Origin of the sequence: Psychromonas aquimarina ATCC BAA-1526, assembly GCF_000428725.1 — a bacterium.
Classification (GTDB): domain Bacteria; phylum Pseudomonadota; class Gammaproteobacteria; order Enterobacterales; family Psychromonadaceae; genus Psychromonas; species Psychromonas aquimarina.
On record NZ_AUAM01000044.1, the window covers coordinates 12,472 to 34,532 of the forward strand.

At 42.2% G+C, this 22,061-nt stretch carries 22 protein-coding genes; 7 read left to right on the top strand and 15 right to left on the bottom strand.

Annotated features, from left to right (window positions below):
* Positions 1–25 precede the first annotated feature (25 nt).
* Positions 26–1,384, bottom strand: a complete 1,359-nt coding sequence (gene glmU / locus G337_RS0115410; RefSeq protein WP_028864695.1) for a bifunctional UDP-N-acetylglucosamine diphosphorylase/glucosamine-1-phosphate N-acetyltransferase GlmU — start codon at positions 1,382–1,384, stop codon at positions 26–28.
* A gap of 217 nt (positions 1,385–1,601) precedes the next feature.
* Here glmU and nadE point away from each other — a divergent pair, with 217 nt between their 5' ends.
* On the top strand, positions 1,602–2,432 hold the full coding sequence (nadE, locus tag G337_RS0115415) for an ammonia-dependent NAD(+) synthetase (protein ID WP_028864696.1): 831 nt from the start codon (positions 1,602–1,604) through the stop codon (positions 2,430–2,432).
* A 196-nt stretch (positions 2,433–2,628) separates the two neighbouring features.
* Positions 2,629–3,741: an aspartate-semialdehyde dehydrogenase gene (gene asd / locus G337_RS0115420; protein ID WP_028864697.1), complete on the top strand. Its 1,113-nt coding sequence runs from the start codon at positions 2,629–2,631 to the stop codon at positions 3,739–3,741.
* A 61-nt stretch (positions 3,742–3,802) separates the two neighbouring features.
* On the opposite strand, the gene G337_RS0115425 is transcribed toward asd, so the two are convergent.
* The 5 genes from G337_RS0115425 to G337_RS0115445 all read right to left on the bottom strand — a co-directional run bounded on the left by G337_RS0115425 (position 3,803) and on the right by G337_RS0115445 (position 7,328).
* Complete coding sequence (locus tag G337_RS0115425; protein WP_028864698.1) at positions 3,803–4,723, bottom strand: hypothetical protein; 921 nt, start codon at positions 4,721–4,723, stop codon at positions 3,803–3,805.
* A 339-nt stretch (positions 4,724–5,062) separates the two neighbouring features.
* Positions 5,063–6,067 (bottom strand): NAD(P)H-dependent glycerol-3-phosphate dehydrogenase, encoded by a 1,005-nt coding sequence (gene gpsA, locus G337_RS0115430; RefSeq protein WP_028864699.1) that lies wholly within the window; start codon positions 6,065–6,067, stop codon positions 5,063–5,065.
* Positions 6,068–6,092: 25 nt separating this feature from the next.
* On the bottom strand, positions 6,093–6,578 hold the full coding sequence (gene secB, locus G337_RS0115435; RefSeq protein ID WP_028864700.1) for a protein-export chaperone SecB: 486 nt from the start codon (positions 6,576–6,578) through the stop codon (positions 6,093–6,095).
* 66 nt (positions 6,579–6,644) lie between these two features.
* Positions 6,645–6,896: a glutaredoxin 3 gene (gene grxC / locus G337_RS0115440; RefSeq protein ID WP_028864701.1), complete on the bottom strand. Its 252-nt coding sequence runs from the start codon at positions 6,894–6,896 to the stop codon at positions 6,645–6,647.
* A gap of 3 nt (positions 6,897–6,899) precedes the next feature.
* Positions 6,900–7,328, bottom strand: a complete 429-nt coding sequence (locus G337_RS0115445) for a rhodanese-like domain-containing protein (RefSeq protein ID WP_028864702.1) — start codon at positions 7,326–7,328, stop codon at positions 6,900–6,902.
* A 225-nt stretch (positions 7,329–7,553) separates the two neighbouring features.
* On the opposite strand from G337_RS0115445, the gene gpmM reads away from it, so the two are divergent.
* The 4 genes from gpmM (at position 7,554) to panM (ending at position 11,672) form a co-directional block, all read left to right on the top strand.
* Positions 7,554–9,083: a 2,3-bisphosphoglycerate-independent phosphoglycerate mutase gene (gene gpmM, locus G337_RS0115450; protein WP_028864703.1), complete on the top strand. Its 1,530-nt coding sequence runs from the start codon at positions 7,554–7,556 to the stop codon at positions 9,081–9,083.
* A 96-nt stretch (positions 9,084–9,179) separates the two neighbouring features.
* Positions 9,180–10,397 (top strand): murein hydrolase activator EnvC family protein, encoded by a 1,218-nt coding sequence (locus G337_RS0115455; protein WP_028864704.1) that lies wholly within the window; start codon positions 9,180–9,182, stop codon positions 10,395–10,397.
* 28 nt (positions 10,398–10,425) lie between these two features.
* Positions 10,426–11,235, top strand: coding sequence for a divergent polysaccharide deacetylase family protein (locus G337_RS0115460; protein WP_028864705.1), 810 nt, complete (start codon positions 10,426–10,428; stop codon positions 11,233–11,235).
* A 14-nt stretch (positions 11,236–11,249) separates the two neighbouring features.
* Positions 11,250–11,672 carry an aspartate 1-decarboxylase autocleavage activator PanM gene (panM, locus tag G337_RS0115465; RefSeq protein WP_028864706.1) on the top strand — a complete coding sequence of 141 codons (423 nt, stop codon included), beginning with the start codon at positions 11,250–11,252 and terminating at the stop codon, positions 11,670–11,672.
* 60 nt (positions 11,673–11,732) lie between these two features.
* Here panM and G337_RS0115470 read toward each other — a convergent pair whose 3' ends face one another.
* Together G337_RS0115470 and dusA are read right to left on the bottom strand one after the other, a co-directional pair.
* The gene (locus G337_RS0115470; RefSeq protein ID WP_028864707.1) at positions 11,733–12,329 is read right to left on the bottom strand and encodes a DUF4136 domain-containing protein; all 597 of its coding nucleotides are present in this window, start codon (positions 12,327–12,329) and stop codon (positions 11,733–11,735) included.
* Between the two features lie 53 nt (positions 12,330–12,382).
* Entirely contained in the window at positions 12,383–13,375 is a 993-nt protein-coding gene (gene dusA, locus G337_RS0115475; RefSeq protein WP_028864708.1) for a tRNA dihydrouridine(20/20a) synthase DusA, read from the bottom strand.
* 107 nt (positions 13,376–13,482) lie between these two features.
* Between dusA and G337_RS0115480 the strand changes: the two genes are divergently transcribed.
* Complete coding sequence (locus tag G337_RS0115480; RefSeq protein ID WP_028864709.1) at positions 13,483–14,553, top strand: tyrosine-type recombinase/integrase; 1,071 nt, start codon at positions 13,483–13,485, stop codon at positions 14,551–14,553.
* A 44-nt stretch (positions 14,554–14,597) separates the two neighbouring features.
* Here the strand turns inward: G337_RS0115480 and G337_RS27795 are convergent, their stop codons facing one another.
* From G337_RS27795 to G337_RS26370, 7 genes are all read right to left on the bottom strand, one after another.
* On the bottom strand, positions 14,598–15,197 hold the full coding sequence (locus tag G337_RS27795; RefSeq protein WP_051303285.1) for a BRO-N domain-containing protein: 600 nt from the start codon (positions 15,195–15,197) through the stop codon (positions 14,598–14,600).
* Positions 15,198–15,637: 440 nt separating this feature from the next.
* Positions 15,638–15,952 (bottom strand): glutaredoxin family protein, encoded by a 315-nt coding sequence (locus G337_RS0115490; protein ID WP_028864710.1) that lies wholly within the window; start codon positions 15,950–15,952, stop codon positions 15,638–15,640.
* Between the two features lie 141 nt (positions 15,953–16,093).
* On the bottom strand, positions 16,094–16,483 hold the full coding sequence (locus G337_RS0115495; protein WP_028864711.1) for a hypothetical protein: 390 nt from the start codon (positions 16,481–16,483) through the stop codon (positions 16,094–16,096).
* Positions 16,480–17,118, bottom strand: coding sequence for a peptidoglycan recognition protein family protein (locus G337_RS0115500; RefSeq protein WP_028864712.1), 639 nt, complete (start codon positions 17,116–17,118; stop codon positions 16,480–16,482). The genes G337_RS0115495 and G337_RS0115500 overlap by 4 nt, the downstream gene beginning before the upstream one ends.
* A 202-nt stretch (positions 17,119–17,320) precedes the next feature.
* A complete protein-coding gene (locus G337_RS0115505; RefSeq protein WP_157619336.1) occupies positions 17,321–17,920 on the bottom strand; it encodes a hypothetical protein in 600 nt (199 codons plus the stop codon).
* Between the two features lie 381 nt (positions 17,921–18,301).
* Positions 18,302–19,027, bottom strand: a complete 726-nt coding sequence (locus G337_RS27800; RefSeq protein WP_051303290.1) for an SMI1/KNR4 family protein — start codon at positions 19,025–19,027, stop codon at positions 18,302–18,304.
* Positions 19,011–21,998 (bottom strand): RHS repeat-associated core domain-containing protein, encoded by a 2,988-nt coding sequence (locus tag G337_RS26370; RefSeq protein ID WP_051303292.1) that lies wholly within the window; start codon positions 21,996–21,998, stop codon positions 19,011–19,013. The genes G337_RS27800 and G337_RS26370 overlap by 17 nt, the downstream gene beginning before the upstream one ends.
* Positions 21,999–22,061 lie beyond the last annotated feature (63 nt).

A 22,061-nucleotide genomic window follows, 5' to 3' on the forward strand; every position in this document is an offset into this window, starting at 1 on the left:
TACCCCCAGATAAAACAGCTGAAATTTATTTCTTAACCGGACGTTTCCAGTTATTGATATTACGCTGCTTAGCACGCGCAACCGCTAATGCATTTTCCGGCACATCATTTACAACTGTAGTACCGGCAGCCGTTGTTGCGCCGTTAGCAACCGTTACAGGCGCAATCAGCTGACAGTCAGAGCCGACAAATACATCATTTCCAATTTTAGTCTGGAATTTATTCGCGCCGTCATAATTACAGGTGATCACACCGGCACCGATATTAACATTACGTCCAACCGTACTGTCACCGATATAGCTTAAATGACCACATTTAGTACCGTTGCCCAATGTCGATTTTTTAATTTCCACAAAGTTTCCGACATGCACCTCTTTTTCAATCACGGTATCAGGTCGAATACGTGCAAAGGGACCGATCGTTGCATTATCACCGACACGGCTTCCCTCGATAATCGAATTAGCCTGAATAACTACATTATTTTCAATATCACAATTATCCAGTATACAGTTCGGACCGATAACTACACCGTCACCTAAATTCACATTACCTTTGATAATAACATTAACGTCAATATCAACATCCTGACCGCAGGTAAGCTCACCACGCAGATCAAAACGGGCCGGATCCCGGAGCATCACACCACGTAATAATAGCTGTTCAGCTTTTTTCAGCTGGTAAGTGCGTTCTAAGTTAGATAACTGTAAACGGTTATTTACACCTTCAACTTCAAAGCTGTCTTCCGGGTGAACAGCATTAATAATACGTCCTTCCTGGTGAGCCATTTTAATAATATCGGTAAGGTAAAATTCACCAGCAGCATTATCATTACGTAAGGCAGGCAGCCAGCGGCGTAGATCACGGGAGCTGGCAACTAATATGCCGGTATTCACTTCTTTAATATTCAGCTGGTTCTGAGTCGCATCTTTCTGCTCAACAATACCAACAACATCACCGTCAACACGCTCAATACGGCCGTAACCAGTCGGATCATCAAGTTTAATCGTTAACAGACCAATACCGCCTTCCGGCTGCACATCAATCAGGTTCTGCAGCGTTTTTGCTGAAAGCAGCGGCACATCGCCATATACAATCAGGATTTTTTCAGTTTCTCTAAAATGCGGCTGCGCCATCTGCATCGCATGACCGGTCCCTAACTGCTCAGACTGTTTAATCCAGTTCAAACGGCGCTCTGTGATCTGTTCTTTCATCTGATCACCGCCATGACCGTATATCAGATGGATATTTTCAGAACCGATGCCTTTAACAGTATCGATAACATGCTGCACCATAGGTTTATCGGCAATTTTATGAAGCACTTTCGGAAGACGAGAGCACATTCGCGTACCTTTACCGGCAGCAAGAATAACAACACTAAGAGACATAATTGGAGCTCCAAAATAGAATAAAAATAAGGTCATATTTTAGCGGATTTTTCAGCAGGAACGAATAAGAAATTAAGCAGGCGGACCTTTTTCGATTAAATAATTCACACAAATATTAAAAATTTAACCATTAAAGTTTAAATTTCTCTATAAAAGAGCACAGATATTCACCATAATCTTCACTACAGAATTTTTAATCCGCAATATAGGCCTGTGCATGAAACAAAAAATATTACAAGAGATGCGTGTTTTACCAAGCATAAACATCGAAGATGAAATCCAGAGACGTATTGATTTCATTAAAGGAAAATTACAACAGGCTCATTGCAGAACATTAGTTTTAGGCATCAGTGGCGGTGTTGATTCAAGCACTGCGGGACGTTTATGCCAGTTAGCTGTTGAGCAGCTTAACCAGACAGAAAAAAGCAAAGAGTATCAGTTTATTGCAATGCGCTTACCCTACGCAGTGCAAAAAGATGAACATGAAGCGCAATTAGCATTAGAGTTTATCCAGCCTTCTCATTCGGTTTGCGTTAATGTCCAGAACGGCGCGGACGGCATACATGAAAGCACCTTAGCCGCACTGCAGGATTCAGACCTGGCCGTTTCTGACAAATCTAAAATCGACTTTGTAAAAGGCAATGTAAAAGCACGCATGCGTATGATTGCACAGTATGAAATTGCCGGCTTAACCGGTGGGTTAGTAGTGGGCACAGATCATAGTGCCGAGAATATCACCGGTTTTTATACTAAACATGGTGACGGCGCCTGCGATTTAGCACCGTTATTCGGCTTAAATAAACGCCAGGTTCGCGCATTAGCCGGACATTTAGGCGCGCCGGCTTTATTAGTTGAAAAAGCCCCGACGGCAGACTTAGAAGAGCACCAGCCGCAGCTTGAAGATGAAATCGCTTTAGGCATGACTTACGATCAGATTGATGATTTTTTAGAAGGAAAAAACGTCAGTCAGGAGATTGAAGAGAAGTTAATTGCAATTTATCTACGCACGCAGCATAAACGTCTGCCTATTCCAACTATCTACGATTAATAAAATTATGGAATTCCTGCATAGTTATGCAGGAATTCAGCCTTATTTTCTCAAATTTAAAACATATCGGCTTATTTATTCATCTACAACCGTCAAATTACTAGCCATAACAAACCCGATAGTGGTAAATTCGTAATTCGGTTAATCATTAACCGAATACTCTTTTATCTTTTTAAAAATTAAGGAAGGTCGGAAAATGAAAAAAGTTGGTTTAGTTGGTTGGCGCGGTATGGTTGGCTCTGTGCTTATGCAAAGAATGCGTGATGAGAATGATTTTGCAACGATTGAGCCTGTGTTTTTCACCACCTCACAAGTAGGCCTTGCTTCACCGGAAATAGGGAAACCAACCGATACATTAAAAGATGCCTTCGAAATAGAAGCGCTGGCAAAAATGGATATTATTTTAACCTGTCAGGGCGGTGACTACACCAACGAAGTTTACCCTAAACTGCGTGCATCCGGCTGGGATGGTTACTGGATTGATGCGGCTTCTTCATTACGTATGAAAGACGACAGCATTATCGTATTAGATCCGGTTAATAAAGATGTAATTAAACAAGGTTTAACTGACGGCATTAAAACTTATGTCGGTGGTAACTGTACGGTTTCGTTATTATTAATCGCACTGGGCGGCCTGTTTGAACAGGATCTAGTCGAGTGGGTAACACCGCATACTTATCAGGCGGCGTCTGGAGCCGGTGCGCGTAACATGCGCGAGCTGATCAGCCAGATGGGATCAATTCATGATCTTGTCAGCGACAAACTAGCTGATCCGGCTTCTGCGATCCTGGAAATTGATCAGCAGGTTGCAGAGCACATTCGCAGTGATGCACTGCCGACTGAGCAGTTCGGCGCACCTTTAGCCGGCAGCCTGATCCCGTGGATCGATGTGCCTATGCCTTCCGGACAAAGCAAAGAAGAATGGAAAGCACAGGTTGAAGCAAACAAAATTTTAGGTACAAGTGATAATCAGACGCCTATTGACGGTTTATGTGTACGAATCGGTGCCATGCGCTGTCACAGCCAGGCGATCACCATGAAACTGAAAAAAGATGTTTCAGTTGCTGAAATTGAAAATATCTTAGCTTCACATAACGAGTGGGTTAAAGTTATTCCTAATGAGCGCGATATCACGGTGCAGGAGCTTTCTCCAGCAAAAGTTACCGGCACATTAAGTGTACCGGTCGGCCGTATTCGTAAGCTGGCAATGGGCCCTGAATATATCAGCGCATTTACCGTTGGTGATCAGCTGTTATGGGGCGCTGCTGAGCCGCTGCGCCGTATGCTCAATATTCTGCAGGAAGCCTAAGATAAACCGGCAGAACAAAATAAAAGGCTTCTTAACAGAAGCCTTTTTTACAGCAGATTCATCATTTATGCTCCGCACTCTGTTTAATGATTGTGCACCTGGCTTCCATTACAAAAGAACTTTTATACTTACTGGTATTTCTTGCAGTCACTGATACATCGTTTGCCCCGTAATGCAGATCCGTGATTAAAAAATTACCTGCACTGGAAAATCCACCTCCGGTCACAGCATAACCGCTATGGCATTTAGTTCCAGCCTTAACTGTAGCACCAGGCTTAACAACAGCTGAGTTCTTAAGTACTGTGGTTGCATGCAGATAATAACCACTGCCTGTGCCGACATTACTGCACACTAATGAACCGTCTTCCTGAATCTCTGAAACAGCAAATCCAGCCGGGCATGAACCGTTAATGATATTCTGCTTTAACAAAAGCAGCGCATTAATACTGACTGTTTCTGCCTCTAACAGAGCAATTAAATCTGAGTTGTTATCAATCTGCTCCTGCAGTCCCTGCTCGAGAGAGATCATGTCGTCATTGACTAACATAACAGCTGTCTGCAGTGACAATATTTCAGCATCATTAGCGCTAATCTGCGCCTCTAACAAATCGATATTTCCAGCATTGGCTAAAATATCATCCTTAAGAGTAACGTTATCAAATTCCAGCATCTCAATTCTTGTAAAAATCTCAGTGATGTCACTAATATTCTGCTCAACTAATAAACCTAACGCCATATTCTGATTTTCCAACGCAGTAATGGCAACTTCATTAGCACCAACACGCTCTTCTATCGTATCAACCTTAGCAACTAGCAGTTCGACTTGTTCTTCCAGCGAACTGATCGCCCCCTCCACAACAACAATCTGATCCTGAATAGCAACAAAGGGTTTACCTTTAGGATTACTGCCGGCAAGCGCACTGCTCGATGAAACAGTCAGCAGAAGGATCGCCAGTACTGATTTTATTAATAATGATTTCATCTTCCTTCTCCTTAATTATCAACTGTTAAGCAGGAACTTTGCCTGTTACCGGGTATCCGTACAGCAAACTCTTCCGACTCAGTAAAGAAACGAAAGAAACTATTTCTGATACCTCTAAGTATGAGCGGCGGGGGCCAAAACAAGCGGTCATTTAAGCTAAATAAAAGACAAATATAAGTAGCATTAAGGCAGGAATTCACTGTAGACAGGTACTCCAGCGACTGTAGATATACAAAGAAAAGAGTGCCTACGAACTGGCAGGCAATAAAAAAGCCGCTCAAAAACATTTGCGCGGCTTTACATTCACTAGACCTGTTTATTTAACAGCAGAGCGGCTGATTATTCGCCTTTCTTACTCCGGGAGAGCAGATCCATAGCGGCTTCTTTTACGCTCTTTCCCTGATACAGTACGTAATAAATTTGTTCGCAGATAGGCATTTCAATACCGACACGCTTGGCGAGGTTATAAACCTCTTCAGTGTTGCGGTAACCTTCGACCACCTGGCCGATTTCAACCTGTGCTTCATCGATCCCCTTGCCTTGACCTAAAGCCAGACCAAAACGTCGATTACGAGACTGATTATCGGTACAGGTAAGCACAAGATCACCCAGACCGGCCATGCCCATAAATGAAGACTCTTTCGCTCCCAGTGCAGCACCTAAACGTGTTAACTCAACCAAACCGCGGGTAATAAGTGCAGTACGTGCATTTGCGCCGAAACCTAAACCGTCACCTAAACCGGCACCGATTGCAATCACATTTTTAACCGCACCGCCTAACTGTACAGCGGTAAAATCATCTGAGATATAAGTTCTGAAATTACTTTCATTATGGAATAACTCGGCGATATCCTGAGTAAACTGCTTCTGCGTTCCAGCGACGGCAACTGCGGTAGGCAAGCCCTTGGCAACCTCCATTGCAAATGTCGGCCCAGAAAGTACAACTAACGGATAAGCATCCCCTAACACATCAACAGCAACTTCCTGCAGTAAACGCCCGGTTTCTGCTTCCAGACCTTTGGTAGCCCAGGCAATGCGGTGCTCAGGTGTTAAAAAGGGTTTTATCTGCTGCAGAACAAGTGCAAACACATGGCTGGGAACCACCAGTAGAATATTGCGGGTTGAAGATAAGCAGATCTGTAAATCAGTTTCTGCAGTTAATAACTCAGGAAAACGTACACCTGCTAAAAACTCTTTATTCTCACGATCCTGCTGCAGGCGTTCAATATGATCCGCCTCATGTCCCCAGATGATGGTCGGGTGACCATTACGTGCCAAAGATACAGCAAGGGCGGAGCCATATGACCCCGCCCCTAAGACTGTAATGGCTGTTTTATCTGCCATTTAAATACCTATTTTATAATTCAGACTAAGAGTCTAATTTAGCCGCTTCAGCCTGTTTCTGTGCTTCAGCCTGCTTGCTTACTAATGCCTGCTGGAACAGTGCGTCAAAGTTAACAGGTGCAAGGTTAAGCTGCGGGAAAGTACCGCGAGTAACCAGGCTGGATACCGCTTCACGTGCATACGGGAAAAGAATATTAGGACAGAATGCATTCAGACAGTGAGCCATCTGCGCGCCTTCTAACTGACCAACAGTAAAGATACCTGCTTGTTGAACTTCACATAAGAAAGCAACGTCTTCGCCTACTTTTGCAGTTGCTGTTAAAGATAAAACAACTTCAAATACACCGTCTTCTAATTTAGTGCTTTTAGTATCAATATCCATTGATACTTCCGGAGCCCACTCTTTCTTAAAGATAGTTGGAGAATTCGGGCATTCAAAAGAGATATCTTTAGTATAGATGCGTTGAATATTGAATTCGATTTCTTGTGATTTAGCTTGTTGTTCAGACATGGTAATCCTTTAAAGTTTATTTTAATTATTTAAATATTATATCTAGATATAACCGCTGTAAGACAATTATTTCTCTAGTAATTTATCAAGTTTGCCGCTGCGTTCCAGAGCATAAAGTTCATCACAGCCGCCCGTCGCTTTATCGTTAATCAAAAGCTGCGGCACGGTTGTACCTCCGGTTAATGCAACCATTTTTGCGCGAACGGCAGGTTTAGAGACATTTATCTCTGTGTACTTTACTTTTTTATTATCCAGCAACTTTTTTGCCCGAGTACAATATGGGCACCACTCGGTTGTATATATAATTACATCGGCCATATTTTATTTCTTTGTTGTTGGTAAGTTTGCAGATGACCAGCCGCTCATTCCTGAAACTAAGTTATTCACCTGCACAAAACCCGCTTTAACTAATTTTGCACAAGCACTTGCAGAACGAGTACCTGATTCACATACGACTATAATGGGGCTCTGTTTATGATTTTCAATGCCTGTGAAATTTCCTTGCTCAATTTGTGACAGAGTTATATTTTTTGCGTCAACAATGTGGCCTTTTTTGTAATCTTCCTGAGAGCGAACATCAACAATAAGTGCATCCTGCTTATTGATCATCAATGTTGCTTCCTGTGTAGTCACACTTTTTACGCCGGATAATTTATCTTTTATTAAGCTGTGCACCAGCATAGCGGCAATAACAACCCAGGCAATTGACAACATCGGGTTAGCGGAAAAAAAATCTATATATTCTTGCATAATTTATGTTCATCTTCTGTAAAGTTAAGGGGAATTTTGCACTGAGTATACCTTGTGAAATGCAGATGAACAGTCTTAGGCTTTTTTCATTGCCATGAAAATCAATTAATTCTGTTAATTTCACACTGTATTGATCTGTGTACAGGCTTTTTCAGTGACAACGAGAATGAATGTTGTAAAATCCATCTCATTAAATTTTAAACATTAATGTCAAAGAGGCTCTACATGACTACTGCTAAAAAACCACTTGTTTTATTAATTATGGACGGCTGGGGTTACCGCCCGAACATGCCGGACAATGCTGTAGCTAACGCTAACACACCAGTACTTGACCAACTATGTAAAGATTACGCCAATGATCTTATTTCAGCTTCTGGGATGGATGTCGGTTTACCAAGCGGTCAAATGGGCAACTCAGAAGTCGGTCATACCAATATCGGTGCCGGCCGTACTGTTTACCAGAATCTGACTAAAGTAACTAAGTCTATTATTGACGGTGATTTTTTCGATAATGCAGTTTTTGTTGAAGCAGTAGATAAAGCTGTTGCGGCAGGCAAAGCCGTACATATTATGGGTCTTGCTTCTCCTGGCGGCGTTCACAGCCACGATGAACATATTGTAGCGGCAATTGAATTAGCGGCCAAACGCGGCGCTAAAGATATTTTAGTACATGCATTCCTGGACGGCCGTGATACACCGCCGCGCAGTGCTGCCGGTACACTGGCTAAATATGAAGCTAAATATGCAGAAGTGGGTGCCGGCCGTACGGCTACTTTAGTGGGCCGCTATTACTCAATGGACCGCGATAACCGCTGGGAACGTGTTGAAGAAGCATATGACCTGCTGACACAGGCAAAAGCTGAATTTACTGCAGACTGCCCGTTAGTTGGTTTAGAAAATGCTTATGCACGCAACGAAAATGATGAATTTGTTAAAGCAACCGTTATTGGCGAAAAAGCACCGATTCAAGACGGTGATGCTGTTTTATTCTTAAACTTCCGAGCTGACCGTGCGCGTGAATTAACTTATACATTCACAGATGCCGCTTTCTCTGGTTTCGAACGTGCTGTTACACCAGAGATTCACTTTGCTACATTAACTGAGTTTGCTGCAGATATCACAGCACCTGCAGCTTTCCCAAGTGAAGAACTGACCAATACGCTGGGCCAGTGGTTAGCTGACAACAACAAAACACAGCTGCGTATTTCTGAAACAGAAAAATATGCGCACGTGACTTTCTTCTTTAACGGCGGTGTTGAATCTGAATTTGCCGGTGAAGAGCGTACCTTAATCAACTCTCCAGCCGTTGCAACATACGATATGCAGCCGGAAATGAGTTCAGTAGAACTAACAGAAAAATTAGTTGAAGCGGTTAAGAGCACAAAATACGATGTCATCATCTGTAACTACCCTAACGGCGACATGGTCGGCCATACTGGTGTATACGATGCGGCTGTTAAAGCTTGTGAAGCTGTTGACACTTGTGTCGGTCAGGTTGTTGATGCACTAAAAGAAGTTGGCGGTGAGTGTTTAATCACAGCTGATCACGGTAACGCAGAGCAGATGATCGACCCTGACACAGGCGGCGTTCATACTGCACATACGAATTTACCGGTGCCGTTCATCTATGTTGGACGTGAAGCGACAATCGCAAAAGACGGGCGCTTATGTGATATAGCACCTACAATGTTAAAATTAATGGATATGGATATCCCTGCAGAAATGTCTGGTACACCACTTATTTCATTAAAATAGTCTGATAACTCAGTATTTAGTTATTTTACTCAACTTATATTCATAATGCGGGTAAAATTTCTAAATACTGAATTGTGAAAAAAAGTGTAGAAATCAATGAATAGCATACATATCAATAAAAATATCAGCATTCAAAAAAAACTTCTTAACTGTTTTCTTTTGTTATTTATATTCGCCCTGCCGATACAAAGCAGCTTTGCAGCCAATGAACTCACAACGCTGCAGAAACAGATCAAAAAAAGCAAGAAAAGCAAAAGTCAGCAGACTAAAGAACAGAAAGCTTTAGAGAATCGAGTTGCAACTTTAGAGCAGCAGACTGCCGAAGCATCGCTGCAGGTGCAGAAGAGCGAAGAATCTATTGAGCTTGAAAGTGTCCGCTTGAAAGAATTAAAAGCGCAGACACTGCTCCTTGAAGAAGAGAAAATTAAGCAGCAGAAACTGCTTGAACAGCAGCTGATCAGTGCTTATATGGCCGGTCAGAATGACTTAGTCAAACTGCTGCTGAATCAGGAGGATCTGAGCAAAATAATCCGTGCAAAAAGTTATTACCATTATCTCAACAAAGCACGCTTAGAAAGTATTAAATCTATGCAGGAAACGCAGCTGCAGCTGGAAAAAAATAAAAATGAGCAGGCAGATTCATTACTTGCTTTAGAAACAATGTATGAAGAACAAAAAGCCAGCAAAGATAAGTTATTAAAGCAGCGTAATGAACGGAGCAAAGCCCTGCGGGAATTGAATCAGGATCTCAATTACCAGAAAGCACGCCTTGCCCAGCTGAGTGATGCCGAAAAGCACTTAAAAGCCAAACTTAAAAAAGAGCGCGAAGCACGCCAGGAAAAAGAATTAGCGGCGGCTAAAGCAAAAGCGACGAAAACAGTAAAACCGAAAACAGAAACTCAAAGCCATTCCAGTATTGCCCAGCAGAAAGGTAAGCTGAAATGGCCGATTCGAGGTCAGGTTTTATCAAAATTCGGCAGCCAGCGCAGCAGTCAGATAAAATGGAAAGGTATCGCCATTGCAGCTAACGAAGGTGAAAAAGTACGTGCTGTTTCCACCGGCCGGGTTTTATTTGCCGGTTATTTTAAAGGCTACGGCATGGTTATCGCAATCGACCACAGTGACGATTACATTACTTTGTACGGTTACAATCAGACATTACTGCAAAAAGCGGGTGATGTTGTTTTCCAGGGTGATGCTATCGCCCTTGCCGGACACAGCGGCGGACAAGATAAAAACAGCCTGTACTTTGAGCTCAGCCATAAAGGCAAAGCGCAGGATCCGCTGAAATGGCTTGAAAAACGCAGACGCTAACTGAGCACACAGGTAACCTAAAGTAACTATGCGACTGACAAGCTTAATCTTCCTGCTGTCTCTGCTGCAGAGCCCTACGGGCTCTGCACAGCAGGCAGGCACTATTACCATTGTTCTTGACGATATGGGCAACAGCTTAAGTGATTTTCAGGCACTCTCGCTGCCTAAAGAGATTGCTTTCTCTGTTCTTCCCTACACCCCTCAAGCTAAACTGTTAGCAGAAAAAGCCCACCAGCAGGAGCGGGAAATATTACTGCATGTACCGATGCAGGCTAAGGCTGATAACCAGATGCTGGGAAAAGGGGCATTAATGCTGGATATGCAGGAAAAGGAGTTTAAAGAAATCCTAAACCGCTCTCTACGCTCTCTACCTTATGCACAGGGCATCAACAACCATATGGGAAGTTCTTTAACAGAACAGCTAGAGCCTATGTCCTGGGTGATGGAAGTCCTGCAGGCACAAGGCTTATATTTCCTGGACAGCAGAACAACCGCACAGACTATTGCTGAAAGCACAGCCAAAATATCGGGTATTCCAGCATTAAGACGGCATGTATTTTTAGATAATGTAAAAACTGAACAGGCAATGGAAAAGCAGTTGCAGAATGCAGTTCAGCTAAGCCGTAAAAATTTATCTGTTGTTATCATTGCTCATCCCTACCCGGAGACCATTAATTTCTTACAGAAAAAATTTAAAAAACCGGCGCATGGACTGCACTTAATAACACTTAATCAGCTTATCCCGGAAACTCAACGCCTGGCAATGCAGCGGAAAAAATCACAGTTTCAACAGGCCAATAACCAGGGTGTCGCCAGCCCTTCTACACAAATACATTAAAAAGAGTTCTTATTATGCGTTTATCTGTTTTTTCACCAGAAAGCTCAACACAACTGTTAATTGATCTAACCAAGATATATCAAGATTACTTTCCCCCGGAACAGCTTACTCATGAGTCACTGCAGGCTCTTCTTGAAAATGAACAGACTCAATTCTATGTAACCCTGTTCAATGAACGTCACCTTGGCGCCCTGCGGGTGCAGATAACAGAACATCAAGCTCTATTAAGTTTATTATCAGTTCGCGATCTTACCCGCCGCCGCGGTATTGCTAAAAACTTACTGAGAGAAGTAGAAAAGCAGCTTAAAACTGAACAGGTAACAATGCTGAAAATGTCTTTAAAAGAGATACCGGAAGCAGAAAAAGAGGGCTTAACTCTGTTTATGCAGGCAGCCGGCTATCAGCTGGCTGAAAATGTTTTTACAAAAATGCTGTAAACAACTTTTATAATAAAGCCGCAATAACTGCGGCTTTATTATAAAAAGAAACAAACCTGCTTATCGTCCAGCCGGCGGGAAATCTCCCATCATATAATGCAGGACTTTCTGCATACGCTGTGCACTTTTATCATTTTTATCTTTTTCTAAATCAACAAATCCCTGCATGGCAGAACGCCAGTAAACCTGACGTAAATCAGTATCTAAAACCGCCAGCAGTAATGTGCCTTTTTCATAACGGGTATTCTCAAACGGTTTATTACTCAGACCAGGTAACAGGCCGAATTTGTCTTCAATAGCCTGATCAGCAACATCATTTTCTAATGCGAATAAAAATCCGATAACAACATCTGCCTGAATCGGGTCCGGCTGATATACATAACCTTTCGTTTTTAAATAGCGAATTATTTCACTACGAATATGCGCTTTAACTTCTTTTTCATTACTGTCATTTACAGCAGATAAAACGCGGCTGTATTCATCATTCCAGGTAAAACTGGTAAAAGCAGGTAAAACTTCCTGCGGTTTACCGCTGCTGACTATTGTTAAACGCTGCTCTGCTTTTTCTTGTATTTCAGCCTCTGGCGTTGAAACACTGCAGGCGGAAAGGGTAAACAATGATGCAAATACACTAACCAATAAAGCGAACTTTTTCATGTCTGTCTCCAACCGGGTTAAATACAGCCAAGCAGCTTGGCTATAAACTTTAATTATTCTTCAGTAACAAATGAGGCGGCCTTCTCCATGACCTCAATACCGGCACCGGGAAGGTGGCCATTCTCACTTAAATGGCGGCGCCATGCTCGAGCACCGGGTAATCCTTGAAATAATCCTAACATATGACGCGCAATATGATTTATATATGATCCATTACTAAGCTGCTGCTCAATATACGGGTACATTTTTTCTAATACTTCAAAGCGCGTTAGTATTTTTTCCTGTCCGTTAAACAGACGCTGATCTACCGAACTTAACAGATACGGGTTAGCATAAACCTCTCGCCCCAGCATCACACCGTCTAAATGACGCAGATGAGCTTCACATTCGTCTAAAGTTTTAATACCGCCGTTAACTGCAATGGTCAGCTGCGGGAAATCCTTTTTCAGCTGATAAACGCGCTCATAATCCAGCGGCGGCACATCACGATTCTGTTTAGGGCTTAAGCCGCTTAACCACGCCTTACGTGCATGAACAATAAAAGTATCACAGCCTTTGGCATGCACTTTTTCAATAAAATCACACAAAAACTCATAGGAATCAAGTTCATCAATACCTATTCTGGTTTTAACGGTAACAGGAAGCCCCGTTGCATCGGACATAGCTTTAACCGCATCACCGACTAACTCGCCTTCCGACATCAAACAAGCTCCAAAACGCCCGTTCTGTACACGATCCGACGGACAACCGACATTCAGGTTGATCTCATCAAAACCACGCTCTTTACCAGCTAATGCAGCCTTAGCCAGATCCACCGGCGCACAGCCGCCCAGCTGTAAAGATACTGGATGCTCTGTTTCACCTTTCTGCAGGTAATCACCTTTGCCGTATAAAATAGCTCCTGTTGTAACCATCTCAGTGTACAGCAGCGTATTTTTACTCATAACACGATGAAAATGCCGGCAGTGTCTGTCTGTCCAGTCCAGCATCGGTGCTATGGAAAAGCGGTTTGACGGGTAAACACAGGTGGTTACTGGCTTGGACATTAATTTTACTCTCTTTTCTATGTGCTGATTTTGCGCTGAATTACGTTGAATTACGCTCAATTACGTTGTACGGTACGCCTTAAGTACGCCTCAAAGGAGTTGGACAAATGGCATCATTCTCGATACAAACACGTACGCTTAAAAGTGGTGAACTACGTTTTAAAGCAAGCGTGGTTATTAAACAGAATGGAACAATAGTACACCGCGAAGCCCGCACTTTCAAAAAGAAAGAGCAGGCAAGAACCTGGGGTAAAAATAAAACCCAGGAACTTGATGAGTTCGGCGTTAATAAACATAAAACATGCGCGATTGGTGAGCTGCTTGATAAGTTCATAAATGATCGTAATTTATGGGATAACACAGGCCGAACTAAACAGTATGTCATTAAGATGCTTCGTGACTGCGACATTGCCGCTATTCGAAGTGATTCACTCAAAACCAGTGATATTATCGAGCATTGTAAAAATAGACTTTCTGCAGGCGCCAAACCTCAAACTATTTACCATGATATTGCCTATTTACGTTCAGTGATGCAAAAAGCCCTGCCTGTTTTTAACATTAACGCTAACGCTGAAATATTTGAAGAAGCTGTGCCGGTTCTTATTGATATGAAGCTGGTCGGTAAAAGTAGTAAACGTACCCGGCGGCCGACAGAAAAGGAATTAGACAAATTAAAAGCAGGCTTACTAAAGCGTCAAAACTTCCGCTCCAATGGAAAAATCCGTATCCCGTTTATAGATATTCTTGATTTCAGCATTCTTACCTGCATGCGCATTGGTGAAGTTTGCGCTCTGCGCTGGGATGACTTAAACGAAGAGCATAAAACCATTATTGTCCGCGACAGAAAAGATCCTAGAAAAAAAGAGGGCAACCATATGATAGTCCCCCTTTTAGCCGGCTCCTTTGATATTGCAGTACGGCAGGAAAAAAACAATGAGCTGATATTTCCATATAATTCCCGCAGCGTGACAGCCGGGTTTCAGCGCGTTCGCAATGAGTTGGGTATTGAAGATTTACGTTATCACGATTTAAGACGGGAAGGCGCAAGTCGCTTATTTGAGAAAGGTTATTCTATTGAAGAAGTGGCGCAGGTAACAGGCCACCGTAATTTAAATATTCTCTGGCAGGTTTATACACAACTGTTCCCGCATAAGCTGCATGAAAAATTTGAAGAATAAAGTCAGGGCCGAATTGGCCCCTTTTAGTTTCTGAAAGCGAAATATCAGCCTAAGATACGTTTCGTTTCACTTATCTTGATATCCTGCATTTCAACTAAATGGCAGAGTGATTTTATTTCTTGCCTCACACCGCTAATGTCGCCAAATTGAATGCTTTCACCTTTGTGCGCATCGATAAAGTGAAGCATCTTGTTTATCTGTAAATTCCAGCCACAGTCACGCATATCAGCTAACATTAAATAACGTAAACAGGTTTGTTTTTCCGGATAAGGCTGACTCGCTATTAATCGATTTGTCATTGAAACATTGCCGGCAGCTTCATTATCCAGAATATCTAGCACCCACTTGCGAAACTCTTTGGCTACTTTGGTGCGGGAAAACATGGCGATAAGGTGACAGCCTCGTAAGGAGAAAATACGCGTCTCTTTTTCACGCAAACTGTTATTTATTCCATTGACGGTCAAATTGACCGTCAATGTCATACATGCTGAAAATTCATCTTGGTTACGGTTAAAAATCTTAGTCACTGAGTCCATTGCTTTATAGCCAAGTGCTTTGGCTAAGTCGCTTGAAGTTAACCAAGTCTGATTGTTTTGAAGAACAGGGGTTAAAGCAGTGGAATGAAACGTAAGTTGATTAGTCATCATTGACTCCTTTGGTAATTAAGTTAATCACCACAAGTCGGTACTAAACAACTGGTGGTGAACTGAGCAAAGTTAGTACTACCGCCCAAAGAAACGGCCGACCGAAGTCGCTTCACCCAGCCCACCATTGAAAATGGTTGTAGCTGTGCATCACGCATAAAAAAACCAACGATAAGTTGGCCTATATACGGCTTTGGTTAAAACGGGGTACTAATCCCGGCATCTGATTTTGCAGATGCTGGGCTATAATAGTCCTGATTTAGGACTTGTGTCAATTGGAAGTATTCAAGAAAGGGGCAATCAACTGGTGGTGAACTAAACAAAGTTGGAACTACCGCATCTACGAAACGGCCGACCGAAGTCGCTTCACTCAGTTCACCATAAATTGCTGACTATAATTGCATCGCAATGACCAGCCGTTATTTTTCCATTTAAGTACATTAGTTAAGTGATTTTAATATTCGAGACTTATTATAACCATTTATAATATTGCCATTGACGTTAAGTAAAGGGATACCATTCCCACCCAGATCATCATAACGGCGGCGCCCTTCGTCTGATTTTTCAATATCAAATTCAGTATATTGTATGTTGTTATCAGCAAGCAGTTCACGAGCTTTTCTGCAATAACCACACCAATCAGTAGCATATAACACAACTACATTGTTCTCTGAATACTCGGCAGCCCCACCAGATAACATTGGCCAGCTTTTATAAACACCAAAAATGATGCATATTATTAGTAATTTTTTCAATTAAAAACCTATATTAGAAATAAGCAATGCCCCTGTTAAGGAGCAAAATATTGCAGGCTAAACTTAAGTGCGATGAAAATGGTCAATTGTATTTTGTCGCATTTTAACTGTTTATATGTCTATTGTTATATTCCAAACGGTTCAACATAAGTTCGAAAACCGACTACAGCAATTATTATTTTTACAAATGAAATTTTTTACAACCCACCCTTCTTCATCGTAAACATACCCCGTACCTCCGGCAAAAATCTCATATGAATACGCTTCTTTATTCATTGTTAACTTACCTGAATATTTACAAGGCATAATAAGCGACTCACCATGAGCCTCTTCATTACTAATCTGCTCAGCTGCGTGAAAATACGAATTGATTTCACTTTCCGTCAACAGAAAGCTTTCACAAATTTTAAAGTCAGGCTTTGTCGTATCCACAACTTTTTTTGATGATAATATTTGAATATTGTTTTCATGCTTAAAAGAGCAAGATGCAACAAAAAAAACAGCTATTAAACCAAGGATATTTTTGATCACGGGGCGACTCCAATTTGTAAATATTGAAGCAGCTGCACCCCTTCGGCTTTCTTCTTTCTCGCAATTACACCGTGTGCATAGACATCTGTACTCAAGGTTAAAGAAAACTCCTTTAATAATACATCTACTAACCATTTTAATGATTGAAACTGTTTATTTGTCGGTCGTTCAAAAGTATTTGCTGCTTTGTTATATCGACCTACAACCTCGATTCCTAGTGAATCATTATTTGAAGGGTAACGAAGAGGATAGGCTTTTCCTAATTCATGCCTAGATACATTTTTTACTCTTTTTGAAAATGAAAAACCTTTTTGATGGAGTAAGCTATTAATAGTTTTTAACTCTTTTGGATCACATGATTTTTCGTCGGCACACCGGGAATATAAGATACCGACATGCCAACAGAGTTTTTCTAAACTAGCTGTTTGGTATATTGTTCCATCATTAGCAATTAAAAAATGCGCTCCCGTCTTTTGCCCAGCAGCATAACCGTTTAAAGACGAGGCAGCGCTTGAACCAGCTGTTCGATGAAGAACTATAGATGTTACTTTGTTAATTTTTCCATGTTCAATAGAGCTAGATTGCTTAGCTATTATGCGCTTATCTACGATTATCCCATTTGTAACAGTTGTCATTAAAATCCCTTTTTATTTCCGGTGGAAAGACGACATTCGTTCATTTATTTCAATAGAAGATCAGGTTACCTGATTTTAATCGAACATCAAAAACAAAAGTCAAAGAGAAGTCATAAAAAAGCGAGATTATCGTATTTACGGCGGAAAGACGACAAAACATCCAATGTAAAATGAATTTCCAGTAATATTAAATACATTGCTATTAACTAAACAGCATCGGGGATTCAGCAATATACTTAGGAGCAGTCTGCTTTAAGTACTCATCATTACCATACTCACAAATATCTAGATAATATCTTTTCCCCTGAAATTCTTTATAGATAACCCTATGGCCCGCTTCATATTTCATTCTGTTTATTGTGAAGGCATCATATATAAAGTGATTGTTCTGGGAAGTTATTCGTATTTTTTGTCTTTTTAAAAAATGATTCAGCATTTTTAGGAAAGACTCTCTCCCGTCTGAAATGCGGTGATGACAAAGGGCGTACTGTTTAATTTCCTCACTGCCTAATATTTCTGATGCAGCAGACCTCTTTAGGCTCCCGCTTCTTAGCCTGTTATCTTGCTCAAGATTTCTATGATGTTGTGCAAGAGACTCTGGTTTCACTATTCCGTCGATACTAAGCTGGTACAGCCTTTTTTTAAAATAATCTGTGTATTCGTGTACTTCAGGTAATTTTATTTTCGAAATGAATGTATCTTGATCAAGCTCGGCATACTGCATGCTCTTGCCTTCCGGAAATTCAGATGTGATTTGAATCTGAGAGTAATCACCACAATCTGTAATCTTTATATCAGTCATTTGTACCGTCCATTTTACAAATAATAACAGGCAGGGCATCCATACCGCCTTTTCTTTCAACCCCTATAATTAATTATTCAATGTTATTCTTTTAAAACGGGAAAAAACATTACAGCGCCTTACAAAGCATTACCCCTAAAAACAGACGCGTCCTTAGAATAAGTATTCCAATAACATTAAATTACACACGGAGTTTAACGTGTAATGGGGCTGAAATTGACTGCTGCTCGGCTGTGAAGCGAGCTGTATGCGCAGCTTTCAGAATAATCACCTCACAATGGCAATTACAAAAAAGCCGTAATAACTTTTGTCATTACGGCTTTTTATTACATGCTGAGTTGAACCGGGCTACATTCCCACGCAGAGCGTGGGAACGAGGCATTATTTCATTAAGCTTTGAAGTAAATCTACAGACTTTTTATGTTCCGGGAAAAACATCGCGTTTTTCTTCGCTAACTGTAAAGAGGTTCTTAACTTCGCACCTCGTTGATGTAAGTATTGAATAATTTCAACCTTATTCTTAATTGAAGCAACTTCAATTAATGTTCTTCCATTTTCATCTTCAGACTCAATATCATACCCAGAGTCAAGCAATAGCCTTACTCCGAGCACACTCCCCTTATCAAGGATTCTTTCAATGGGATCATCAGATATATCCTCTTTTAGTGAGGATATGAACTCAGTAAGTGAAGCACTTAATTTAATCAAGCTAGAAAAACTATTATTTAATTGTTTTTCATGATCCCAAAAGAATATTGCTCCAAAGCTATCATCATTCAGGCTAATACCAACAAGATTACCAAATGCATCATCAGCAATTGGTAATAACTTATCTGGAATTCTTTCTTTGAATACTTTCAGCTGTTTATCTAGTTGAAGGTATTCTGGTCCTGTATGTAAGCCAAAAAAGCTAGATAAGCGATCATCACCATCTTGTTTTGATATTTCAAAACAATCAAATAATGGCGAACCACCATTATTTGAAATAAGGAAATCTCCATATTCAGTTGGTAATTTACATCCAATTTCAGCCTCTAAAGCTTCCAATGCATCTAAGTTGATAGCCCCATATTTATTACTATCTATAATATTAGTTATTGCAGTCATTCATAGCCTTATTATAATCATCGTATGTTGAATAGGGAGTACCTGGTCCATACAAACTCCCCGCGCCTTCCTCTGTGCTACCAATCCACAAGTCAAAAGGGTTTAGTATATCCCAAGCAAATTTAGCATAATCTCCAGGCGATGCATTTGCTGCAGAGCTTGCTAATGAAGACATAACCGCTAATACAGCAACACCTCCGGTATGAGCTGTTTTATTATGGATACTCTTAGGTATTAGTTGCATTGTCATTGTGTCTTCAACATGGTGCCAAGTAAAGCCTGAAGGAGTCTTATCTAAACCAGCCGCTGCATTAGCTAATCTTTCATCTGTCTTACGGTTACCTGTCATTTTTATAGTTTTGCTCTCAATGGCATATTTTGAAAAGTCAGGAAACCCTTTAGCTGTAAATGGAACGCCTGTTTTTGGGTGCACTCCTCCAGCAAGCTTCATATTAACCTTACGAACTTTGTTTTGTGCTTTTGCTATCAATGAAAAAGCAGAATGTCCGTTAGGATCAATCAACCCAACCGGATTCCCCCCAACATACGCAAAGGTATTAATACCGCCGTTTAGACCAATCGGGTCAGAGGTGATGTAGCGGCCTAACTGCGGGTCGTAATAACGGTAGTAGTTGTAGTACAGGCCCGATTCCGCATCGTAAATCTGCCCCGGAAAACGCAGGTCTATTTGAGTTAACGTCTCGTCCTGGTTAACATCTTCATCAGGTAAACCCTTACCAAAGGCATCGGACTGCCACTGCCAGACCAGCTGACCGTTACTGTCCGTCGCTTTACGCGGCGTGTTCAGATGGTCGGCATGAATGTAGATAATACGTGCAGCTGTATCACTGCCGGTTTCTACCTGTGCCAGCGGCAGACTGCCCAGCCAGATTATCTGTTTACTGCTGACTTTCGTTGCGCCCTGGTAGTGCTGCGTTTCTAACAGCTGTCCGGCAGTGTTATAGAAGTACAGGTAAGTATCATCACCCACCTGTTTAATCACACGCTCGCTCAAGCCGTTATAAAAGTACTTTGCTTGTGCGTCTGCGCTGGTCATGGTGCTTAAGCGCCCTTCAGCGTTATAGCTGTAGGTGTGATTACGCAGCGGTGACGTTATTGTATTACCTACTTCGTCATACTCAACGCGCTCTGCATTCACTTTCTCTAACAGATTCGACTGCAGGACATACAGGTAGCTATCGTCAATGCTCTGATTACTTTGTGTTGTGCGGTTGCCGACACCATCGTATTCAAATGTCGTGGTGTCTGTGCTGTCAGTGGCAGTGCGTAGACGGTTGTTATGGTAATACTTAAAGCCAAGAGTATCGGCACTGTTCAGGCTGCTGATAATATCAGACAGGTTCCGGTTATCATCGTAGCTGTAGGTTAAGTCCCAGATGCCCGATACGCTCTGGCTTTTCGGCTGACCGTCAGCATCAAAGACGCGGGTAAGCGTGACGTCGTTACCGTAAGTGAGGTTTTCAATATTCCCCACCACGTTATAGCTGATATTGCTGGCGATGCTCTGACCGTTGAATTCGCCTCCAGACAGGCTGATACTGGTGACTTCACCATAACTGTTTGTATGATAAGAAACGCTCATACCCGACGGGTAGGTAATGCTGTCCAGCGAGCCTAATACGGCATCATAGCCATAACCCACAGCACCGCTTAACTCACCGCTGTTTTCAGTGTAAAGCGTGTTGGTCTGGTCGGTTAAACGGCCCAGTGCGTCATAACCATAACCCACCGATGCACTGCCGGTGCTGATACTGCTCAGTTTACCCTTGGCGTTATTGCCTTCATCATAGGTAAAGACAACATCTTCATCGCGCGCGCCTTCATACTGTTTTTCTGTCAGGCGGTTCAGTGCGTCATACTGCTGTACCACTCCCTGTCCGCGGGCATCATGGATGTACGTCGGGTTGCCGGCATCATCATATTTATAAGTGGTGATGCCGGTGTCCGGGCTGGTCAGGGTTTCAAGGCGGCCTAAGCCGTCATAACCGTAAACCGTTTGCCCGCCATTATCATCGCTAACCGTAGTCAGCTGGTCCTGCGCATTATAAGTGTAATCAATGACGTTCTCGAGTTCGTCAATATACTTTTCCAGGCGGTTAAGGTTGTCGTACACTTTCTTTGATGTGACGTTATAACCGTTAGTCTGGAATTCCGGATTACTGTTCAGGTCATACTTGTGCAAGGTTTTACTGTTGGTATATATCACATCGGTTAAACGGCCGAGTTCATCATAGTCGTAGTTACTGGCAACGGTGGTTTTGCCCTGAGCCGTGATGAGCACCACTTTAACGTTACCCATCTTGTCATACTGCATCTCTTTCTGCACACCGTTGGCGTACTTGATAAAGCGAAGGTAGCGTGCGTCGTTGTAGATAAACTCAGTGGGGTTATTACCCGGCGAAGTCACAAAGCGTACCTGGCCTAGGTTGTCGTATTCATAGCTGGTTGTTAGCCCGCCTTTTTCACTGCTTTTTAACCAGCCTTCATCGGTATAGGTTAAGGTGGTCGGGTAGCCGTTAATATCAACAATGGTTTCCGGTAAACCATGGCTATTGTAGTCGGCATAATTAACTGTCTGCTGCAGCGCATTGGTGACCGTCTCTAAATACCCCGTATTATCCTGATAAGTAAAGCTGGTGATATCCTGCGCATCGCTGCGCGGACCGTCAATTTCAGAAACAAGACCAAAGGGATTGTCATATTTATAACCGGTGCCGGTTTCACCCTCAGCAATAATCGGCGGGTCGACCGGGTCGGGGGTTTCCGGGTCAGGGTCGGGAGTCGGGTCTGGTGTGACTTCAGCCGCCAGCGGGACAAATATTGTAATGTCGCCCATCATAATCGGCACTAAAGAGGCCGTAGTGTCTTCTGTCTGTGCCGACAGACCCAGTGAAGTCACTAAGCCCAGGGCGGATAAGCCTATCGGCAGGACTGTTTTTATTCTGTTCATTCCATAATCCTTGTTTGCAGTGCGCCTTACCGGGTAAGGCGCTTTAATCCTTAACTGCCTGTT